Annotated in this window: 15 protein-coding genes; 1 reads left to right on the top strand and 14 read right to left on the bottom strand. The window is 36.8% G+C overall.

All coding sequences use genetic code 11. The annotated features are described in order from the left end of the window. Window positions 1-49 precede the first annotated feature (49 nt). The 13 genes from I3217_RS04020 to I3217_RS03960 all read right to left on the bottom strand — a co-directional run bounded on the left by I3217_RS04020 (window position 50) and on the right by I3217_RS03960 (window position 13,058). Complete coding sequence (locus tag I3217_RS04020; RefSeq protein ID WP_435048444.1) at window positions 50-1,105, bottom strand: response regulator; 1,056 nt, start codon at window positions 1,103-1,105, stop codon at window positions 50-52. Continuing rightward, the gene (locus I3217_RS04015) at window positions 1,102-2,982 is read right to left on the bottom strand and encodes a PAS domain S-box protein (protein WP_435048443.1); all 1,881 of its coding nucleotides are present in this window, start codon (window positions 2,980-2,982) and stop codon (window positions 1,102-1,104) included. The genes I3217_RS04020 and I3217_RS04015 overlap by 4 nt, the downstream gene beginning before the upstream one ends. 109 nt (window positions 2,983-3,091) lie before the next feature. Continuing rightward, window positions 3,092-3,679 (bottom strand): peptidylprolyl isomerase, encoded by a 588-nt coding sequence (locus I3217_RS04010; protein ID WP_435048442.1) that lies wholly within the window; start codon window positions 3,677-3,679, stop codon window positions 3,092-3,094. 194 nt (window positions 3,680-3,873) lie between these two features. Beyond that, a complete protein-coding gene (locus I3217_RS04005) occupies window positions 3,874-4,059 on the bottom strand; it encodes a YgaP family membrane protein (RefSeq protein ID WP_435048441.1) in 186 nt (61 codons plus the stop codon). 18 nt (window positions 4,060-4,077) lie between these two features. Beyond that, on the bottom strand, window positions 4,078-4,383 hold the full coding sequence (locus tag I3217_RS04000; RefSeq protein WP_435048440.1) for a hypothetical protein: 306 nt from the start codon (window positions 4,381-4,383) through the stop codon (window positions 4,078-4,080). A gap of 1 nt (window position 4,384) precedes the next feature. Continuing rightward, the gene (locus I3217_RS03995) at window positions 4,385-7,579 is read right to left on the bottom strand and encodes an efflux RND transporter permease subunit (protein ID WP_435048439.1); all 3,195 of its coding nucleotides are present in this window, start codon (window positions 7,577-7,579) and stop codon (window positions 4,385-4,387) included. 18 nt (window positions 7,580-7,597) lie between these two features. Further along, a complete protein-coding gene (locus tag I3217_RS03990) occupies window positions 7,598-8,680 on the bottom strand; it encodes an efflux RND transporter periplasmic adaptor subunit (protein ID WP_435048438.1) in 1,083 nt (360 codons plus the stop codon). A 10-nt stretch (window positions 8,681-8,690) separates the two neighbouring features. After that, window positions 8,691-9,998: a TolC family protein gene (locus I3217_RS03985; RefSeq protein ID WP_435048437.1), complete on the bottom strand. Its 1,308-nt coding sequence runs from the start codon at window positions 9,996-9,998 to the stop codon at window positions 8,691-8,693. Between the two features lie 296 nt (window positions 9,999-10,294). Then, window positions 10,295-10,882: a methyltransferase domain-containing protein gene (locus I3217_RS03980; RefSeq protein WP_435048436.1), complete on the bottom strand. Its 588-nt coding sequence runs from the start codon at window positions 10,880-10,882 to the stop codon at window positions 10,295-10,297. Window positions 10,883-10,900: 18 nt separating this feature from the next. Beyond that, on the bottom strand, window positions 10,901-11,170 hold the full coding sequence (locus I3217_RS03975) for a heavy-metal-associated domain-containing protein (protein WP_435048435.1): 270 nt from the start codon (window positions 11,168-11,170) through the stop codon (window positions 10,901-10,903). Window positions 11,171-11,174: 4 nt separating this feature from the next. Then, a complete protein-coding gene (locus I3217_RS03970) occupies window positions 11,175-11,516 on the bottom strand; it encodes a rhodanese-like domain-containing protein (RefSeq protein WP_435048434.1) in 342 nt (113 codons plus the stop codon). A 20-nt stretch (window positions 11,517-11,536) separates the two neighbouring features. After that, the gene (locus I3217_RS03965; protein WP_435048433.1) at window positions 11,537-12,169 is read right to left on the bottom strand and encodes a Crp/Fnr family transcriptional regulator; all 633 of its coding nucleotides are present in this window, start codon (window positions 12,167-12,169) and stop codon (window positions 11,537-11,539) included. Window positions 12,170-12,353: 184 nt separating this feature from the next. Continuing rightward, window positions 12,354-13,058: an SIMPL domain-containing protein gene (locus I3217_RS03960; RefSeq protein ID WP_435048432.1), complete on the bottom strand. Its 705-nt coding sequence runs from the start codon at window positions 13,056-13,058 to the stop codon at window positions 12,354-12,356. A gap of 201 nt (window positions 13,059-13,259) precedes the next feature. Between I3217_RS03960 and I3217_RS03955 the strand changes: the two genes are divergently transcribed. Next, complete coding sequence (locus I3217_RS03955; RefSeq protein ID WP_435048431.1) at window positions 13,260-14,027, top strand: FkbM family methyltransferase; 768 nt, start codon at window positions 13,260-13,262, stop codon at window positions 14,025-14,027. Window positions 14,028-14,051: 24 nt separating this feature from the next. Here the strand turns inward: I3217_RS03955 and I3217_RS03950 are convergent, their stop codons facing one another. Next, window positions 14,052-17,396 (bottom strand): glycoside hydrolase family 2 TIM barrel-domain containing protein, encoded by a 3,345-nt coding sequence (locus tag I3217_RS03950; protein WP_435048430.1) that lies wholly within the window; start codon window positions 17,394-17,396, stop codon window positions 14,052-14,054. Window positions 17,397-17,533 lie beyond the last annotated feature (137 nt).

Here is a 17,533-nt window from a genome sequence, read left to right as displayed (position 1 = left end):
AGGATTGAGTGCAGAAATGATATAAATCAATTAGAGGAATTAAATGGAATTAATTAATGGCTTTTAGGCCTTCTAAATTCAGAACCTGAATATTACGGCCTTCTGCTTTTATCAGGCCTTGTTTTTTAAATTCCGTTAAGGCTCTTATAAAAGTTTCGGTGGCAATTCCAGCAACACTAGCCAGGTCGTTTCGGGAAATTTTGATGAGATCGTCTGGTTTTTTGTTAATTTTTTCGGCAAACTTCACTATGGTACTTGCCGTTTTCTTGTACACCGAGCCGTAAGCCATTTGCAGCAACTGGTCTTTTATAAGCGATAAATCGTCGGTGAGAAGTTCTATTAAATCCAGACTTAATTTGGGATTGTTATTTAAAAGGGTACCGAACTCCTGAATGGACACTGCAAGTATTTTAGTATACGAAATGGCCGTTGCAGTTTCCTTGTGTGGGATATTATGTGTAAAGGAAGTATACCCAAAGAGACTATTGGTTTTATAAACTCCTGTAATTAATTCTTTACCATGATTGTCTATTCTGAAGCATTTAACAGTACCTTCGGTAATAAGGTAAATGTAGTTGGAGTGGTCGCCTTCCCGATATATAATTTCATCTTCCTGATAAGAAAAGAGCTTTCCAGAGTCTTTAAAATAAGCTTTTAAATCGTCCATCGACTGTAATTTGGATTGACTTACAGCCAGCTGAGCATTGTACTGATTGTTTTGCAGGTCTTCTAAAATAGACATTTTGGCCAGCCGGCTTTCAATAGCGCTTATCAGTTCGTCTTCCGTAAAGGGTTTGGTAATATAATCATCGGCACCTAAATTCATGCCTTTTCTAATATCGCTATGTTCTGTTTTTGCAGATAAAAATATAAATGGGATGTGTCGGGTTGACGGGTCTTGAGACAGGATTTGTAAAGTTTCGTAGCCATCCATTTCGGGCATCATAATATCGCAGATTATAATATCCGGCAATTCTGTTCTGGCCAGTGGAACCCCTGTTTTACCATTAGCAGCTGTAATTACTTTATAATCTGATAGCTCCAGAAGTTCTGCAGTGTTTGCTCTAAGTACGGCATCGTCTTCTATAAGTAAAACTTCTTTCATGCTGTTGCGGTATTGGGAATGGTTATAATAAATGTTGTTCCTTTATGTTCTTCACTATTAAAAGTTATGTCACCACCAAGATTGGTTAAGTGGTTTTTTACAATATTTAAACCTATACCTGTACCCTGAGTGTTTATGGCGTTTTGGGCTCTAAAATACCGTTCAAAAATGTTACTTTGGTCTTTTTCTGGGATACCCATGCCATTATCTTTAATTTTTACTGTAGTATTGTGTTTGTCCTGTCGGATGCAGAGTTCAATTAAAGAGCCTTCAGGCGAATATTTCAAAGCATTATGTAGCAGATTAAATAAAATTAACTGAATGATTTTTTCATCCTGTACCAAAGAAATATCATCGATATCTTCCGGATATTTTATTTGTTGCCCTTCCTTTAGCAACATATTGGCATTATACACCACTTCGTTTACCACCTTACTTAGTTTAAATTCCTGAAAATGATAATGGACTTTTCCTGTTTCCAGTTTTTCAACAGAAAGAAAATCGTTAATCATATTATTTAAAAAATGCACCTTATCCATTATAATTTTAATATGTTTTGCTCGTTTGTCCTGTTGCTCAGTCAGCTGGTATTTATTTAAGAGCTGTCCCGAGGTTAAAATGGCGCTTAAAGGTGTTTTAAATTCATGTGAAACCAAGGAGAGGAAATTGGTTTTTAAGTTGTTGAGTTCTTTTTCTTTTTCCAGTGCAAGTTTTAATTGAGCGGTGCGTTCTTCAACTTTTTTTTCGAGTTTATTGGTGTAATCTTTTCGCTCGGTAATGTCTAGTGTTATGGCTACAAATACCTGCTTCTGATTTAAATGAGACAATTGTAAATGGGCTTCAATTGGATATTGCGAGCCATCTTTTCGTTGGTGTACACCTTCAAATTCTATCTTAGATGCTTTTCGTTTTAATAAGGTATTCAGGGTTTGTCTGTATTCGGTTTCATCTTCGTTAGGATGGATATCTAGCGGTGTCATGGTTTGAAGTTCTTCCAGACTGTATCCCAGATTTTTTTGAGCACCAAAATTGGCATTGATATACTTTAGAGTTTTGGTATCGAATACATAAATTTCGTTAAGCGATTCATCGAAAATAGTAGCCAGATGCTGGCGTTGTTCTTCGGCCTTTTTGCGTTGCGTAACGTCGTTAATAATACCAACAAAATTAGTAACAGTACCTTGATTGTTGGTAATTGGAAATATATAGAGATCGTTCCAGAATAGGGTGCCGTCTTTTTTGTAATTGCGCAAAGTCGCTTGGCATATTTCTCCTAGTTTTATTGCTGCACGAAGACGGTTTAGTGCTTTTTGATTGCGGTCTTTGCCCTGTAGAAAGCGACAGTTATGATTAAGAATTTCTTCGCTGGAGTAACCTGTTAATTCCTGAAAAGCCGAATTGCAGTAAATTATGGGATTGTCAGGTTTTAAAGCATCGGAGATGACAATGCCGTTTTTTGTGGACTCCAGGGCTTTGGAGCGGAGCATCATAATTTTTTCGAACTCTTTCTTTTCAGAAATGTCATTTACAATGGCCATAACAAAGTACTGATCGCCAACTGAAAACGGATTGAGTTCTACTTCAACAGGAAAGATGCTACCGTCTTTTCGCAAGGCAAAAATATCGGAAGCTTCTCCCATTTTTCTGCGCTTACCGCGGGCTATAAAGTGTTTAAAATAGGCTGTATGCTTTTCGTGGTAATTGGAGGGGATAAGATAGTTCAGGGGTTTTCCAATCAGTTCAGATTTTTTGTAACCAAAAATAAGCTCTAATGCCTGATTGACTTCAGCTATGTTTTGTTCAAAATCGACAATAATTATACCTTCCGAGACGGTTTCTAAAAGTATATTTAAGATGTCTTGATTTTGCAGGAACATTAGAGTTTATGACAGTGTATAATCTCTTAAATTTACAAAAAATTACATTTACTTTTTTCGCTTTTATCTAGCAGAGCAATTTACTGATTTGATGTTGGTCACTTCGGAATTATTGAATAATAGGACCATCGTAGCCCAGAGCGTCTAATTCCTTTTTTGTTAGCTTTAAATTGTGTACTTCCATATTTACACGTTGTAATGGCTGGTCTGTTTCATCTGTAGGCAGATTGGAAATGGTTTCTAATACATCGTAGCCTTTAAACAGTTGACCAAATATCATATAATCCCCGTCTAAACGATGTACGCCATCTTTGTTGTTAATAATGTAAATCTGGCAGCCGGCTGATTGTTTTTTAGCATTGTCATCGCGACCAAAACCTACAGCCCCGTAAGTATGCGTAATGTCCGGATGAAATTCAGGGTCTATTAAATACGGCGAATCACTAAAACCTTCCGGAGTATCGGGGCAACCGCCCTGAATTACAAAATCTTTTATTACCCGATTAAAATGCAGGGAGTCCCAATAGTGTGCTTCTGCAAGTTTTATGAAGTTTGCTTTGTGGTTGGCCGTTTTATCGTACATCCAGAACAGCATCTCGCCCTGAGGCGTTTTTATCTGCCCAATATCATACGTTTTTTTAGCCTTACAGGAAATTATAGATAGTGCTAACAGGAATACTAAAGTAAAAGCTCTCATATTGGATTGGGTAATTCGTTTAAAAGCTAATATAGTTATTAAATGAATAAGGGAAAGGTTTTGTTTAGAAATGAATTGAAAAGTATTTAGGCTTAATTATTTATTGAGCTAGGGGAGTTGAAACATTGAAAGCCCAACACTATCAGTTTGTGCCGGGCTTTGCTTTATTTAAAACTTATTTTCAGGGTTAAAATTTAATTTTTAACACCCAGTTTTTTTAAGATGGTTTCTAAAAGACACCATTTTGTAAAGGCGGATTGTATCATGTTTACGCCAATGAATACGGTAAACCACATCCAGTTGGGATGCACAAATACGGTAAGTACAACACTTAATAATATCATACTGCCTACTATCGTTCTAAAATAGGTATTTAACATTGTTATGGATTTTTAAGTTTATATAAATCGTTCTATAGGAACTACAATCGCTTTAATAGGATTATTGGTTTCCAGTTTGCTGTTAAAAGTTTCTATGGCCTCAAATAAAGCGTCTATTTTGTCTGATTCGGTGAACGAAAAAAACATAGTGGATTCCGTACTACCGGCCAGACTGGAAAACCAGTTTGTAGCCGATACATTAGACTGACCTTGTTTATACCCATCGATATCAGATTCGCTGAAATTTTCAATTTTAGCGGCCTTAAATAATTTCAAGATATCCTTATGAAATTCTTCTACTACGGTAACAATAACTAACTTCATTTTATTTATAGTTTTTTCGTTCAATTAAATAATATACTAGAGGTACTACTAATAGTGTAAGTACCGTAGAAACGATGGTTCCTCCCATTAATGAAATGGCGAGCCCCTGGAATATTGGGTCGAAAAGGATTACAAAAGCGCCTATTACTACTGTTCCCGCAGTTAACAGAATAGGTGTGGTACGTACTGCTCCGGCTTCTATGGCAGCCTGTTTTAAAGGAATGCCTTCTTCCAGTCTCAGGTTTATAAAATCGATTAATAACACTGAGTTTCGAACCATAATTCCGGCCAGGGCTATCATTCCAATAAAAGATGTTGCTGTAAAAAAGGCACCCATAATCCAGTGTCCCAGAACGATACCGATCAGCGATAACGGAATAGCAACCATCATAACGACCGGAGCTTTGAAGTTTTGAAACCAGCCTACAATTAACAGGTAAATAATGATAATTGCACCCAGGAAGGCTATTCCTAAATCACGGAATACTTCCAGTGTGATCTGCCATTCTCCGTCCCATTTTACAGTGTAATTGTCTTCGAAATCGGGTTGATTTAAGTACAGTTCATCTAAAGTGTAACCTTCAGGAAGATTAATGGTTTTTAATTTGTCTTCCATCCCTAAAATGGCATACACCGGACTTTCTAATTTACCAGCCATATCGGCCATAACATATACTACACGTTTTTGGTTTTTACGATAGATACTTTTTGCTTTAGTTGTAGGGTGAATGTCTACCAGATCTCCGATACTAATCATTTGTCCTTGCTGAGATTTAACCTGAAGCTGAGCAATATCGTTGATGGTAGATTTCTCTTTTTCATCTAAAGCCAGAATCACGCCAACCTGATTCGATGCGTTTTCATCGTACAGCATGGTAATCGCTCTGTTAGATAAAGCCATATTCATAGTATAGGCAATTTGTTGCGGAGCAACCCCGTAAAGCATGGCTTTTTCTTTATCTACAAGGAACTCATATTCTACCTGATCAGCTTCAACCATCCAGTCGGTATCCACAACATCTTCCGTATTATTAAGGATGTCCTGAACCTGATTAGCTACCTGCATTTGCGTATCATAATCCGGACCATATACTTCGGCAACAATAGTAGATAGCACTGGTGGCCCTGGCGGAACTTCTACGATTTTAACGTTGGCATTAAATTTAGTCGCAATCTTTTGAATATCCGGTCTTAATAACTTGGCGATATCGTGGCTCTGGTCGCTACGCTCTTCCTTGTCCAGTAAGTTTACCTGAATATCGGCCATATTGCTACCGCCTCTTAAATCGTAATGACGTACCAGCCCATTAAATGTAATAGGAGCAGAGGTGCCTACATAACTCTGGTAGTTTACCACTTCCGGTCTGGTTGATAAATACTGAGCAATCTCCTGAGTTACCACTGCGGTACGTTCCAGGGTCGTTCCTTCCGGCATATCGATAACTACCTGAAATTCATTTTTATTGTCAAAGGGTAACATTTTAACTGCTACCGATTTGGTAAAGAATAACATGACCGAAGCAATAAGCAGGAAGAAAGTAAGACCTAAAAACATCCAGCGTTTGCCTTTGTGTTCTAATAACGGACGTTCAAACTTATCGTACATTTTATAGATCAATGTACTTTCTATAGGTTTTTCTTCTTTTTCTACAGTTCCTTTTTTATCCTTTTCACGAAGGAAAATAAATCCTAAATACGGCGTAATGGTTAAGGCAACAAAAAGAGATAAAATCATAGCGATTGATGCTCCGATAGGCATCGGACTCATATAAGGGCCCATTAATCCGGAAACAAAAGCCATAGGTAAAACCGAAGCAATTACAGTAAATGTTGCAAGAATGGTTGGGTTTCCAACTTCGTTTATCGCATATAATGCAGCCTGTTTAAAAGGCAGGCGTTTCATTTTAAAATGCCTGTGCATGTTTTCTGCGATAATAATGGAGTCATCCACCACGATACCCGTTACAAAAACCAGAGCAAATAAAGTAATTCTGTTTAACGTGTAATCGAGCATATAATAGCTTAACAGCGTTAAGGCAAAAGTGATTGGTACCGATAAAAATACCACCAAACCACCACGCCAACCCATAGCAAGCATGACCACAAAAGTAACAGCAACTATTGAACCAATAAGGTGTAATAAGAGTTCGGATACCTTTTTAGATGCGGTTTCTCCGTAGTTTCTGGTAATTTCAATATGAACGTCATCCGGAATTAAATTGGTACGAAGGTGGTCTACCTTTTCAAGAATAACATCGGCAATTTTCATAGCGTCTGCCCCTTTGCGTTTGGCTACAGAAATAGTCACTGCAGGATATTCAGAAGGGTATTGGTTGCCCTTTTCACTGGCTTGCCCGAATCCTAAATTCACGTAGTTTACAGGAATTTCCGGTCCGTCTACAATTTGTGCTACCTGTTTTAAATAAATGGGTTTGTTTTGTTGTACACCCACGACCAGATTTTCTACATCTTCTACAGTTTCCAAAAACTTACCTGTATTAACAAGGAACTCGGTATCTGATTTATCAAAGCTTCCGGCACTTAACTGACTGTTGTTGGCCTTTATCATTTGAGATACACTTAAAAAATCCAATCCGCTGGCCGCTAGTTTATCCTTATCAAGGACTACGCGTAACTGACGATCCCGACCTCCGATTTTGTGCGTTACAGCAACATCATTTACTTTTTCAATCTCGTCGGTTAATTCCTGAGCCATCTGCTTCAGTTGAAAATCATCGTAATTTTCACTCCAAAGTGTTAGGCCCAACATAGGCACATCGTCTATGGCACGGGTTTTTACTAAAGGAAACGTAACGCCTTCCGGCATCTGATCCATATGTTTGTTAATCTCGTTGTAGAGTTTTACAAACGAACGTTCTATATCTTCGCCCACGTAAAACTGAACAATGACCATGCCTTGTTCTTTCATGGATGTTGAGTATACATACTCCACACCTTTAATATTTGAGATGAGTTTTTCCAGTGGTTTTATAACCCGAGATTCTACCTCGGTCGGGCTGGCGCCGGGATAACCTACAAAGATATCGGCCATAGGCACATCAATCTGAGGTTCTTCTTCCCGCGGAATTAAAAACGAACTATAAACTCCAATAACCATAAATACGATCATTAGAAGTACAGTAAGCTTAGAGCCTATAAAGACCTTCGCTATTTTTCCTGCTAATCCTTCTTTCATTGTTTTATTATTTTCTGATTATTGAATTGAGATTTTTGCACCATTGTACAATTTACCTTCAGCATCGGTGATATAGGTTTCGTCGGCAGATAATCCCGATAAAACTTCAACCGAATCGCCATAGGTTCTGCCTAAGCGCAACCAGCGTAAAACTGCTGTGTTGGTCTGGCTTGTCGTGTAAACACCAGTCAACTGTCCTCGGGTGATTAAAGCTTTAGATGGTATTAAAATAGCTGAAGCTGTTTGGTTTTGTTTTGCAACCGGAAATTGTACAGCAGTAAACATGCCCGATAAAATTGAAGCCTCGGTAGGTTCCAGTCCTATTTTTACCAGATACTGACCTCCGGTGTTTTTAGCAGAGGAGCTCACTTCTTTAACACGTCCCGGAATGGTTTTATTGATGGATTTCACTAAGACCTTAACATTTGTATCCGTTTTAATCTGAGAAATTTCATTTTCAGGAACCATGGCAATGACTTCAAAGTTACCTGGAGATTCTACAGAAATTAAAGGTACACCTGGATTGGCCATATCTCCGGTTTCCACACTTTTACTGGTAATAATACCGTTAAAAGGCGCTGTAATATTGGAATAGGCAAACTGTGCGTTAATTTCATTTTTCATTTGTTTCGCAGCCTCAAGACGGGCTTTTGCCATTTCAAAATTAGCAGTCATATCGTCCATTTCCTTTTGAGAGGCACTGTTTTCTGCAAACAGATTTTTAAATCGATTATAATCTTTTTCTGCAATGGTATAGGCTGCTGTGGCTTCTGTAATACTGGCGTTTACCTGAGCCTGCTTTGCTTGTAAATCGCTGTTGTTTATAGAAATTAATAACTGACCTTTACGAACTTTATCACCTACATTAACGTGTACGGCATTAACATAGCCCATAAGGCGGGTACTTAAATCGGCACTGTTTTCGGCCTGAATTTTTCCGCTTACCGTTAAAAACGGATTGTTGGCATCGGCCTGAACTGTTGCAACTTTTACGGGAATTGGTGCAATGTTAGATTCTACCGATGTTTTTGTGTCATTGCCACAGGCGGTTAAGAGCACCGTTGTTGCAATTAGAGTGAATATGTATGTAATGTTTTTCATGGTTTATAAATTATTCTTGAGTTAAAAAATGTAAATAGGCTTGTGCGTAATTGTGTTCGAATACAGTTTGATAATATTCAAGTTGTTTCTGGGCATATTGCGTTTCCGCTATAAGGACATCAGACGTTTTTTCCAAACCTTCTTCAAATCTGTTTGTTCTAATGCGTAAAGATTCTTCTGATTGCTCTAAAGCCAAAGCCGTTAATTTTAATCGGTTTTCTGTATCAATAAGCATACGGTTTGCTTTGTTTAATTCAAGCTGACTCTGGGAAACATATTGCTCGTATTCCAATTTCGATTTTTCAAACTCCGCTTTACTTTTCTGAGCTTTACCAAAGCGCTTAGATCCCTGAAAGACATCCCAGCTTAACTGAGCACCAAATAAATAGCCGTTACTATGTCCCTGAAAAATCTGATCGTCGTACATTTCATAACTTCCAAATGCATTTAAGCGCGGTAAAAACGCCATTTTATCTGCTTTGTGTGCACTTGCATAAGCATCGCTGGCCAGTTGCATGGCTTTTATATCGGCGCGGTTTTCCGAAACGGAATGACTCGCCGTTAAGGTTGTTGTAACTTCTAAAGCATCTGTCGGTTTATAAATAACTTCGGTAGTATCATTCATTAAAAAAGAAAGATAATTGGAGGCATTTTGTACATTGCTTTTTGCTGATTGTAACTGGTTCTGTACTTCGGTAACGCGAACTTCGAAAGCCAGTACATCGGCACGTTGCAGGTAGCCCTGATTGAAACTGTTAGTCGCCAGATTTTGGTTGGCCTCGGCAGCTTCCAAAGCTTTTTCAAGAACGTCAAGTGCTTTATAAGCCAGTTGTAACTGCATATAGGCTTTATCGACTTCGAAGTTTAAATAGTCCGAATTGCGCTCTGTTTTTAAGGCCATGGCATCCATTTTGGTTTTGGCTGCTTTGCGCATATAAATACCGTCTACATTTATAAGAGGCTGTTGAATTTCGAATTTAGTGGCATAATTTTCTACCTGAGACGGATTGTTTAATAAATCCGGATTGAAATCACTTTGTGTTAAAATCCCTTGATTGAGCTTGGATCCAAATGCCATTAAAGGGTTTGTTGTGGCAATTCCGGTATGAGAAGCTGTAATATTAGGTAAAAATACCGCATTGGTTTGTTTAAAATCTGCCTTTGCCGCCTGGAATTCCTGTTCGGAAATTTTTAGCGATTGGTTGTTTTCAGTAACCTTAGATAATACTTCTGTACGACTTATAGGCACAAATTGTTGTGCTTGAAGCATCGTAGTAAGTAACAGGAAACTAAACAGTGTTAAGTGTTTTATTTTCATTAGTATTAATTTTATAGTGACAAAAATAATTTTAGAACATGCGCTTGTCAGTCACTTATGTTACTAAAGAGAAAATAGGAGTCTGTTGAGGTAGAAATAGGGGAGACAGTCTGGAAATAAACTAAATAGAACTATCTTTTTAGTTTAATTAGATTGTTTAAACGATATAAAAGGTAAACACGAAATGTTTATTCGCGCTTTATATTAAAGATAGGGTATAGTTGGGTAATAGGCATGAATTGGGTAAACTATACCTGCTTTATATTTTTTATGAGCTATGCTTTGGTTTTGTAGTGTTAAGAGACTCGTTTTTCCATTTTAAAGAAAAGCTCTTTACCGTGTCTGGAATGGTGCGAATTGTAAGCAGTCTCCATAAAATGGATATCGAAATACGGACTGAAATACTCTAAATATTCTGCTTTACAACCCCCAAAAGGCGGTTTGTCTGTGTTTAATGGTGCATCAAACAAGAGTCCCACACATTTCCCCTGAGCAGTTAATAACTGATGCATTTTTTTTGAATAGCGCTGTCTTAATTGTGGATTTAAGGCACAAAAGAACGTTTGTTCAATAATAAGGTCGAATGTCTGATTTAAATGAAAAAAATCACTTTGAATGAGATGGGGTTCTGGAAAGTCAGGAACCCGGGTTTTAAAATTTAACAGAGCGGTTACCGAAACATCAACCACATACACGTTTGTAAATCCTTGTTTATGCAGGTATTCGGCTTCGTGGGCGTTGCCACAACCAGGAATTAAAATGTTTAGATTTGTATTGGTTAACTGATCAAAATAGGCTTTCAGGGGAGGAGAAATCTCCCCTAAATCCCAGCCTGTATTATTGTTTTTGTATCGGTTATCCCAGAATTCTTCGGTTAAATTCATCTTGTGAAATCATGCGTTTTAATTGGAAAATTTTCCGGTAGCACAACTAACAAACGATTTGGCTTTAGCGCCTAACGAGTTTGAATCTTCCACAGAAGGGTAGCCCAGTTGTTTTAAAGTTGATTTAACGGCCGCCAGGTCTGTTTCATTTGTGTAATCAAAGCAAACCACACTTTCGTCTAGGTTCACCTCAATATTAGAAATCGCGGTATTGGCACTTAGTGACTTTGTAATGGAATTGGCGCATCCGCCACATTTTAAATTTTGTATTTGAATTGAAGCTCTCATCGTTTTATTTATAGTTTAGGTATCCGCCTTTTAGATCGTAAATTTCTGTAAAGCCTATAGTAGCCAGTTTTTTCGCAGAATTTTTACTTCGGGCTCCACTTCGGCAATACAGGTAAACCGGTTTGTCTTTATCTAGTTTGCTGAATTCCGGAATGAATTTAGCCGAAAAGAAATCGATGTTTTTGGCGCCTTTTATATGGCCGTCTTTATATTCTTTTGGCGTTCTAACATCTACCAGCTGAACTTTTTTCTGACTGATGCCTTCTTTAAATGCTTTGGCATTTAAAACTTTAATGGCGTTATGCGTATTGGGTCTTTTCCCAAAAAGAAAACTTAATAGTGACATAAGTAATTAATTTTATGATATTAAAGATTTAAGACTTTTAAATGGTTTCTACCCAGTTCAATTTTTCCGAGTTTTTCCAGACGTTTTAAAAGTCGTGATACTACAACCCTATTAGAATTAAGGTCGTAAGCAATTTCTTTATGTGTATTTTGAATGATAGTGTTTTTATTAATTCGGGTCTTTTCTTTCAGATATTTTACCAGGCGTTCATCCAGTTGATAAAAGGCGATGCTATCTAAGGTAAGAAATAATTCGTTGAGTCGGTTTTGGTAACTGCTGAAAACGAAATTTCTCCAGGATTTATATTTACCCATCCATTCTTCCATTTTGCTTATAGGCAGAAGTATTATTCGGGTATCTGTTTCTGCAATGGCTCTTATTTCACTTTGTTGCTGCCCAAGACAACAAGTCATGGTCATGGAGCAGGTATCGCCTTTTTCCAGATAATACAAAAGCAGTTCGTTACCATCTTTATCTTCTCTTAAAATTTTTATGGCACCGTTAATTAGTAAGGGAATAGAACTTACATAATCTCCAATTTCAATCATCTTAAAATTTTCCGGGATATCCTTAAAAATTCCGATACTACTTATTTCTTCGAGTAATTCCTCTTCCAGCAAGTGTCCGTAATTTTCCTTTAATTCTGCTGTCATGGCTAGTTGTTTACTTGCTATTTAATAAAAACGAATAAGGTTTGTCTTTGTAAAAAGATATTTAAAAACTATTAATAATTCAAAATTACAATATCGAAAAAGGATTTTGAGTGACTTATGTTACCAAGGCATAAAATGCTTACGAATGGCTAGGTCATATTTTAAATAGTCCAATCCTAATTTGCTAGTCCAGAATGGCAAAGTGTACGGTAACAGTGCTTTTTATTTCTATTTTTTCAAAAACAATATCCAGAGGTGCCATAGTTCCAGAATCTGATTTGTAAGCTTTAATACTTATGCTTTCTGGTGCGTCTTGCAATCGGTTGTAGGTATTCGCATTGTAATCGGATATATGAATGGCCGGGCCTAAATGCTGATTTAATGGTTTTAGTAAGTAATCGCCCTGTAATTTAGCTTTGACTACCGCTTTTTGACGCAATTCCATTTTAAGCGCTTCGAGTCTGGAATAGCTGGTTTTTAAAATACTGACATTGGAAATATTAATGGTTTCCAGGGCGATTATAACTTCACCAGCGGTTTTAGCATCGTAAACTTCCAGAGTGTAACTTTTGTTTTTTAAGATGTCTTTGCCTTTTAGAAAGTAGTTTTTAAAATTACTTGCAACATCCGATACCGATAATTGTGTTTTGGTATTTATACCTAAGCCAGTTAGTGTGGCATTCATGTTACGTTCCAGAACTTCGAGGGCCGATTTCCCTTTAGTATCTTCTTCCGAAATTATAATGGATAAATAAATACGGTCCGAAACCACAAGTGTGTCTACCATAGCAGTAGTTTCCAGATAGGGCATGTCTATAAAATTTTTAGTTTGTGCAATGGCTTTACCTTTAAACAGGATTATTATTAGTACTAAAACAGTATTTTTCATAGCCTTCTTAGTATATTATTTCTGATATTAAAATTTAAGTCTTTTATTATATTCATGGCATTAAAACACTAAGATAGTAAAGTTTAAAGGCTTTATTATTGGTTTTAAACGGAATAAAATTGAGAATGAAAGTTGGGTAATATCGATTAAATTTTAAATTAGAGTATTAATTTCAAACTCATTAGTGTAATCTGTTATTGTATGAAAAAATTACTTTACAATTTTGTGTCCTGGTTTGTTAAACTAATAGCTAAACGCAAAGTTGTAATGAAACCAGTAAAAGGATTTAACAAGGTGTTGTATTATGAAAAAGCGCAGCATCTGAATTTTTTATTTCAAAAGGAAGCTAATTACGAGCCGCATTTACTAAAACGAATTACACCGTATATATGTCCGGGAGCTCGTATTTTTGATATCGGGGCTAATATTGGACAGTATACATTAATTTTTAGTGAGCTGGTGGGAGAAGCTGGTGAAATTTTATCTTTTGAACCCGATTTTAAAAATTTTGCATTTCTGCAGTTTAATACCACAATTAACGCTTGTAAAAATGTAAGATGCTATAATTATGGTATAGGTAGTGAAGATACAAGACGGCAATTTTTCAGAGATACTGAAACCGGAGGCAGGAAAGGTTCCTTTAATAAAGAATATGTGGAAAATTCCTTTAAGGGCTATACAGATGAAGTCCAGATAAAAGGTCTGGATACAGTAATAGATGAATTTGGTATACCCGATTTTGTGAAAATTGATACCGAAGGTTTCGAGCTCGAAATTATATCGGGATTGAAACGAGAGTTAGAACATTGTGTGTTTTTTATTGAGGTTGAAGACAATTCGATTTTTAAAGTATTCGATTATTTTAACACCAGAGGGTTTACCTGTTTGTGTATTGATAAAGAACCTCAAGAAATAACAGATGCTAAAATGATAAAGCGTAATGCTAACCTTATTTTTAAAAAAGGTTAGAATCCGTTTTTATATTGCAAATGATTATAAACCCATAAGCTGTTTACTTGCATTTATAAAATAACTAGTTTCCTTATTATAAAAAGGAAGTAAATAAAAACTATAGCTGTGAGTATCTGTTCCAAAATCCATATAATTTTTCTGAGGTTTAGCGCCCCAGCTGTCATCACCACCAACACCTCGTTGTGCCATATCTATATTTAGCTGTACCAGATCTTTTTCCTCAATGTCGGTAGTGTGTTTTGATTTGTTGATTTTTGGAATTCCATCTATCCTGTACGTTTCGTCTATGGTTTGGTCTTTACTATAAATAAGACCTTCTGTAGCATCAAAATCTTCATTTGGCATATGAAGTGCACTAAAACCTAAATGGTTCTTATTAATGTTGTCAGACACAATCAATAAACCATTATTGTTATTATCGGAAAGAGCCGCCCAACGGACATCGGTTTTGTATCCATTTTCCTGAGGTCTGATGTAAGGAACATATTGGTCGGCAACAGTGCTCTTATAGAGATCTACTAAAGCAGAGCTGTTTCTGTCCCGATAATTTTCCCATGGCCCTCTTCCAAAATATGTTAGATTTCCAAAATCTTTTGGAAGCTGTAAGCGCATACCTATTCTTGGAATATCGGCTTTATATAAGGTTGTGCCTAATGTGTTTTCAATTTTAATTAAACCAGAGCCATAGATTGTGTAAATTGAAGAAAATTCTGAATCTACTCCTGGCAAATCATAATCAATTTGCACTTTAATATTGTTGTGCTTAGAGTCATCGACTTTTAATGTTTTTACTTTGGAAAACAAACTGGCTTTTTTCCATTCGATATTGCGTAAAGGCATTTGGTTGCCAAAGTCATTGTCTGTTGGGGCGCGCCAGAAGTTTGGTTTTGGTCCGTTGCCATCTTTTAGAAGCTCTATGTTTTTAAAAGTATAAGAACTAATCAATCCCAGAGCTTTGTTAAAAGTTATAGCGATATCATTATTATAAATTTTAATTTCAGTTTTGGAGTCTTTTATTTTTAACTGCTTGTGAGTGTCTAATATGGATTTCTGCCAGTTAGTATTTTTTAAAAGTAGTTGTTCGTGAGCTACTTCAAAGCCTTGTTTTAGAAGTCCCCAGTCCGATTTCAATGTTGCAGAAATGGTTACAAAATACTCGGTGTTTGGTTTAGTGGCCAGTTCGTTTAAGGGGATGCGAATAACTTTTCCTGTATGGGGTGCTACGGCTATATTCAGGTTGTTAAAGGTTTTAAGTGTTTCACCATCGGCTTTAAGCGTTGCTTGTATGTTGAATATATCAGTATTGGTAAAATCGTATAGATTTTCCACCAGAATACGTAATTGATTATCTCTGGTATATCCGGTAAATTTGAAGTTAATAAATTCGTGCGCTTTTTTAACTTCATGCAGAGCGGGCTGAGGTGTACGGTCTGGAAAAACAATACCGTTATTTAAAAACGTATTATCTGACGGCATATTTTCTCCAAAATCTCCGCCATAAGCATAATATTTTTCGCCTTTGTCGTTGGTTTTGTAAATGGATTGGTCTACCCAGTCCCAGATAAAACCGCCTTGCAGATTATCGTATTTTTCTATGATACTCCAGTAATCCTGAAAATTCCCGGTACTGTTGCCCATAGCATGGGCATACTCACTAGGAATAAACGGACGATCGGTTTTAGAACTGCCTATAAACTCGAATGTTGCCGGCGATGGGTACTGTGGTACAATAATATCGGTATTCCAATCCATATCCAGCAAAGTATAATCATCATCTTTATATGGTCGTTCGTATTGAACAGGTCGTTTTTGTGTGTCCAGGTCTTTTATTGCCTTATATCCGGCATAAAAATTTACACCATTCCCTGCCTCATTACCCATGGACCAGATAATTACCGAAGGAAAATTTTTATGTCCGCTAACCATTCGGGACATGCGATCCAGATGTGCTTTTTCCCATTCCGTTTTTTTTGCCAGAGAATGCTTTCCGTAGTACATACCATGCGATTCTATATTAGCTTCATCTACCACGTAAATACCATGTTCGTCACACAACTCATAAAAACGGTCTGCCCTAGGATAATGGCTTAAACGTACGGCGTTAATATTATTTTCTTTCCATAATCTGATGTCTTTTAACATTAAGGCTTCGCTCATAACATGTCCTGTTTCCGGATCGTGTTCCTGGGTGTTTACACCTTTTAAGGTAATATGCTGTCCGTTTAACAATAGAATACCATGTTTTATTTCTACTGTTCTGAAACCGATTTTACTAGTCGTAACTTCCAGCGTATTTCCTTTTTTGTCTGTAGTTTTAATTACAAGAGTGTATAAATTCGGGTGTTCCGCAGACCAGGGAAGGATTTCATTTATGGTTTTAGAGAAATCTACATTTATAGAGTCTGATTTTCTAATGTTAAGCTGTTGCTTTTCCGAAGCTATTAGTTTTTTACTGGTATCCAGTAATTTATAGGACACCGAAATGGGGGTGTTTTTTTTTGAATGATTTTTTAGTGAAATATTTAAATGTAGTTCACCATGTTTATAAGCGTTATCCAGTGTAGCCTGTGCATTAAAATCCTGAATTCTAACTTTTGGTTGTGCATATAAATACACACTGCGTTCGATACCACTGATTCTCCAGAAATCCTGACATTCTAAATACGAACCATCTGTCCATCTGAAAATTTGAATGGCGATACTGTTTTCTCCGGCCCTCAAATAGGGGCTAATATTAAATTCGGCGGCTAGTTTACTACCTTGAGAATAGCCCACATAATTCCCGTTAATCCAGATAAAGCCACCGGATTTCATGGCGCCTATGTGCAGGAATATTTCCTTGGTTTCCTTCCAGTCTTTATTTATAATGAATTCCCGTTTGTAAGAGCCCACGGGATTATAATCGTGAGGGACTGTCCCTGGATTTTTAGGGTAAATGTTTTCGGTAAATTCCATTTCGGAAGATACCGGAGCTTTATAATCGGCAAATTCGTACTGATGATTGACATAAATAGGAATGCCAAAACCTTGCACTTCCCAGTTTCCAGGTACTTGTATTTGACCCCAGTTTTGAACAGAAACTTCGGGTTTGTAAAAATCTAATGGTCTGTCTGCTGGTTTTCTTACCCATTTAAATTTCCACAGTCCATCTAAACTTAAAAAGTTATCCGAATTTTCTTTTACTCGATTTACAGCCTTTTCTTCTGTTTCATAGGAAAAAAATGCCGCGTGAGGTGCTTCCTTATGCTCTGCAATAATTCCGGGATTTTCGATATAATTAAAAATTTCTGTTGGACCGATGGTTTGAGCCTTTAGGTTTAAATTGAAAATTAATAACAGAATAAAACAGGATAGCAGGTGTTTCATAGTTTTGGTTAGCTGGTGGTTTGGTTTAGGCTAAACTAAATGTAAATCTGAATTCGGAAAAAAATATTACCGTCTTTTTGTTGAAAAGATTTGTTTATCATTTTATATCCATGATTCTGTATTCAGAATTATTAGTT

The organism is Formosa sp. S-31, from assembly GCF_051172795.1.
Taxonomy (GTDB): Bacteria; Bacteroidota; Bacteroidia; order Flavobacteriales; family Flavobacteriaceae; genus Formosa.
The sequence above is the reverse complement of the archived record's forward strand: the minus strand, read 5'-3'. Positions and strand labels throughout refer to the sequence as shown.

Excerpts from the sequence above, each read along its gene's own strand:
- I3217_RS03955 (WP_435048431.1), top strand. The coding sequence starts at position 13,260 with ATGAAAAAATTACTTTACAATTTTGTGTCCTGGTTTGTTAAACTAATA.
- I3217_RS04020 (WP_435048444.1), bottom strand. The coding sequence starts at position 1,105 with ATGAAAGAAGTTTTACTTATAGAAGACGATGCCGTACTTAGAGCAAAC.
- I3217_RS03980 (WP_435048436.1), bottom strand. The coding sequence starts at position 10,882 with ATGAATTTAACCGAAGAATTCTGGGATAACCGATACAAAAACAATAAT.
- I3217_RS04000 (WP_435048440.1), bottom strand. The coding sequence starts at position 4,383 with ATGAAGTTAGTTATTGTTACCGTAGTAGAAGAATTTCATAAGGATATC.
- I3217_RS04015 (WP_435048443.1), bottom strand. The coding sequence starts at position 2,982 with ATGTTCCTGCAAAATCAAGACATCTTAAATATACTTTTAGAAACCGTC.
- I3217_RS03950 (WP_435048430.1), bottom strand. The coding sequence starts at position 17,396 with ATGAAACACCTGCTATCCTGTTTTATTCTGTTATTAATTTTCAATTTA.
- I3217_RS03990 (WP_435048438.1), bottom strand. The coding sequence starts at position 8,680 with ATGAAAAACATTACATACATATTCACTCTAATTGCAACAACGGTGCTC.
- I3217_RS03965 (WP_435048433.1), bottom strand. The coding sequence starts at position 12,169 with ATGACAGCAGAATTAAAGGAAAATTACGGACACTTGCTGGAAGAGGAA.
- I3217_RS04010 (WP_435048442.1), bottom strand. The coding sequence starts at position 3,679 with ATGAGAGCTTTTACTTTAGTATTCCTGTTAGCACTATCTATAATTTCC.
- I3217_RS03970 (WP_435048434.1), bottom strand. The coding sequence starts at position 11,516 with ATGTCACTATTAAGTTTTCTTTTTGGGAAAAGACCCAATACGCATAAC.
- I3217_RS03975 (WP_435048435.1), bottom strand. The coding sequence starts at position 11,170 with ATGAGAGCTTCAATTCAAATACAAAATTTAAAATGTGGCGGATGCGCC.
- I3217_RS03995 (WP_435048439.1), bottom strand. The coding sequence starts at position 7,579 with ATGAAAGAAGGATTAGCAGGAAAAATAGCGAAGGTCTTTATAGGCTCT.
- I3217_RS04005 (WP_435048441.1), bottom strand. The coding sequence starts at position 4,059 with ATGTTAAATACCTATTTTAGAACGATAGTAGGCAGTATGATATTATTA.
- I3217_RS03960 (WP_435048432.1), bottom strand. The coding sequence starts at position 13,058 with ATGAAAAATACTGTTTTAGTACTAATAATAATCCTGTTTAAAGGTAAA.
- I3217_RS03985 (WP_435048437.1), bottom strand. The coding sequence starts at position 9,998 with ATGAAAATAAAACACTTAACACTGTTTAGTTTCCTGTTACTTACTACG.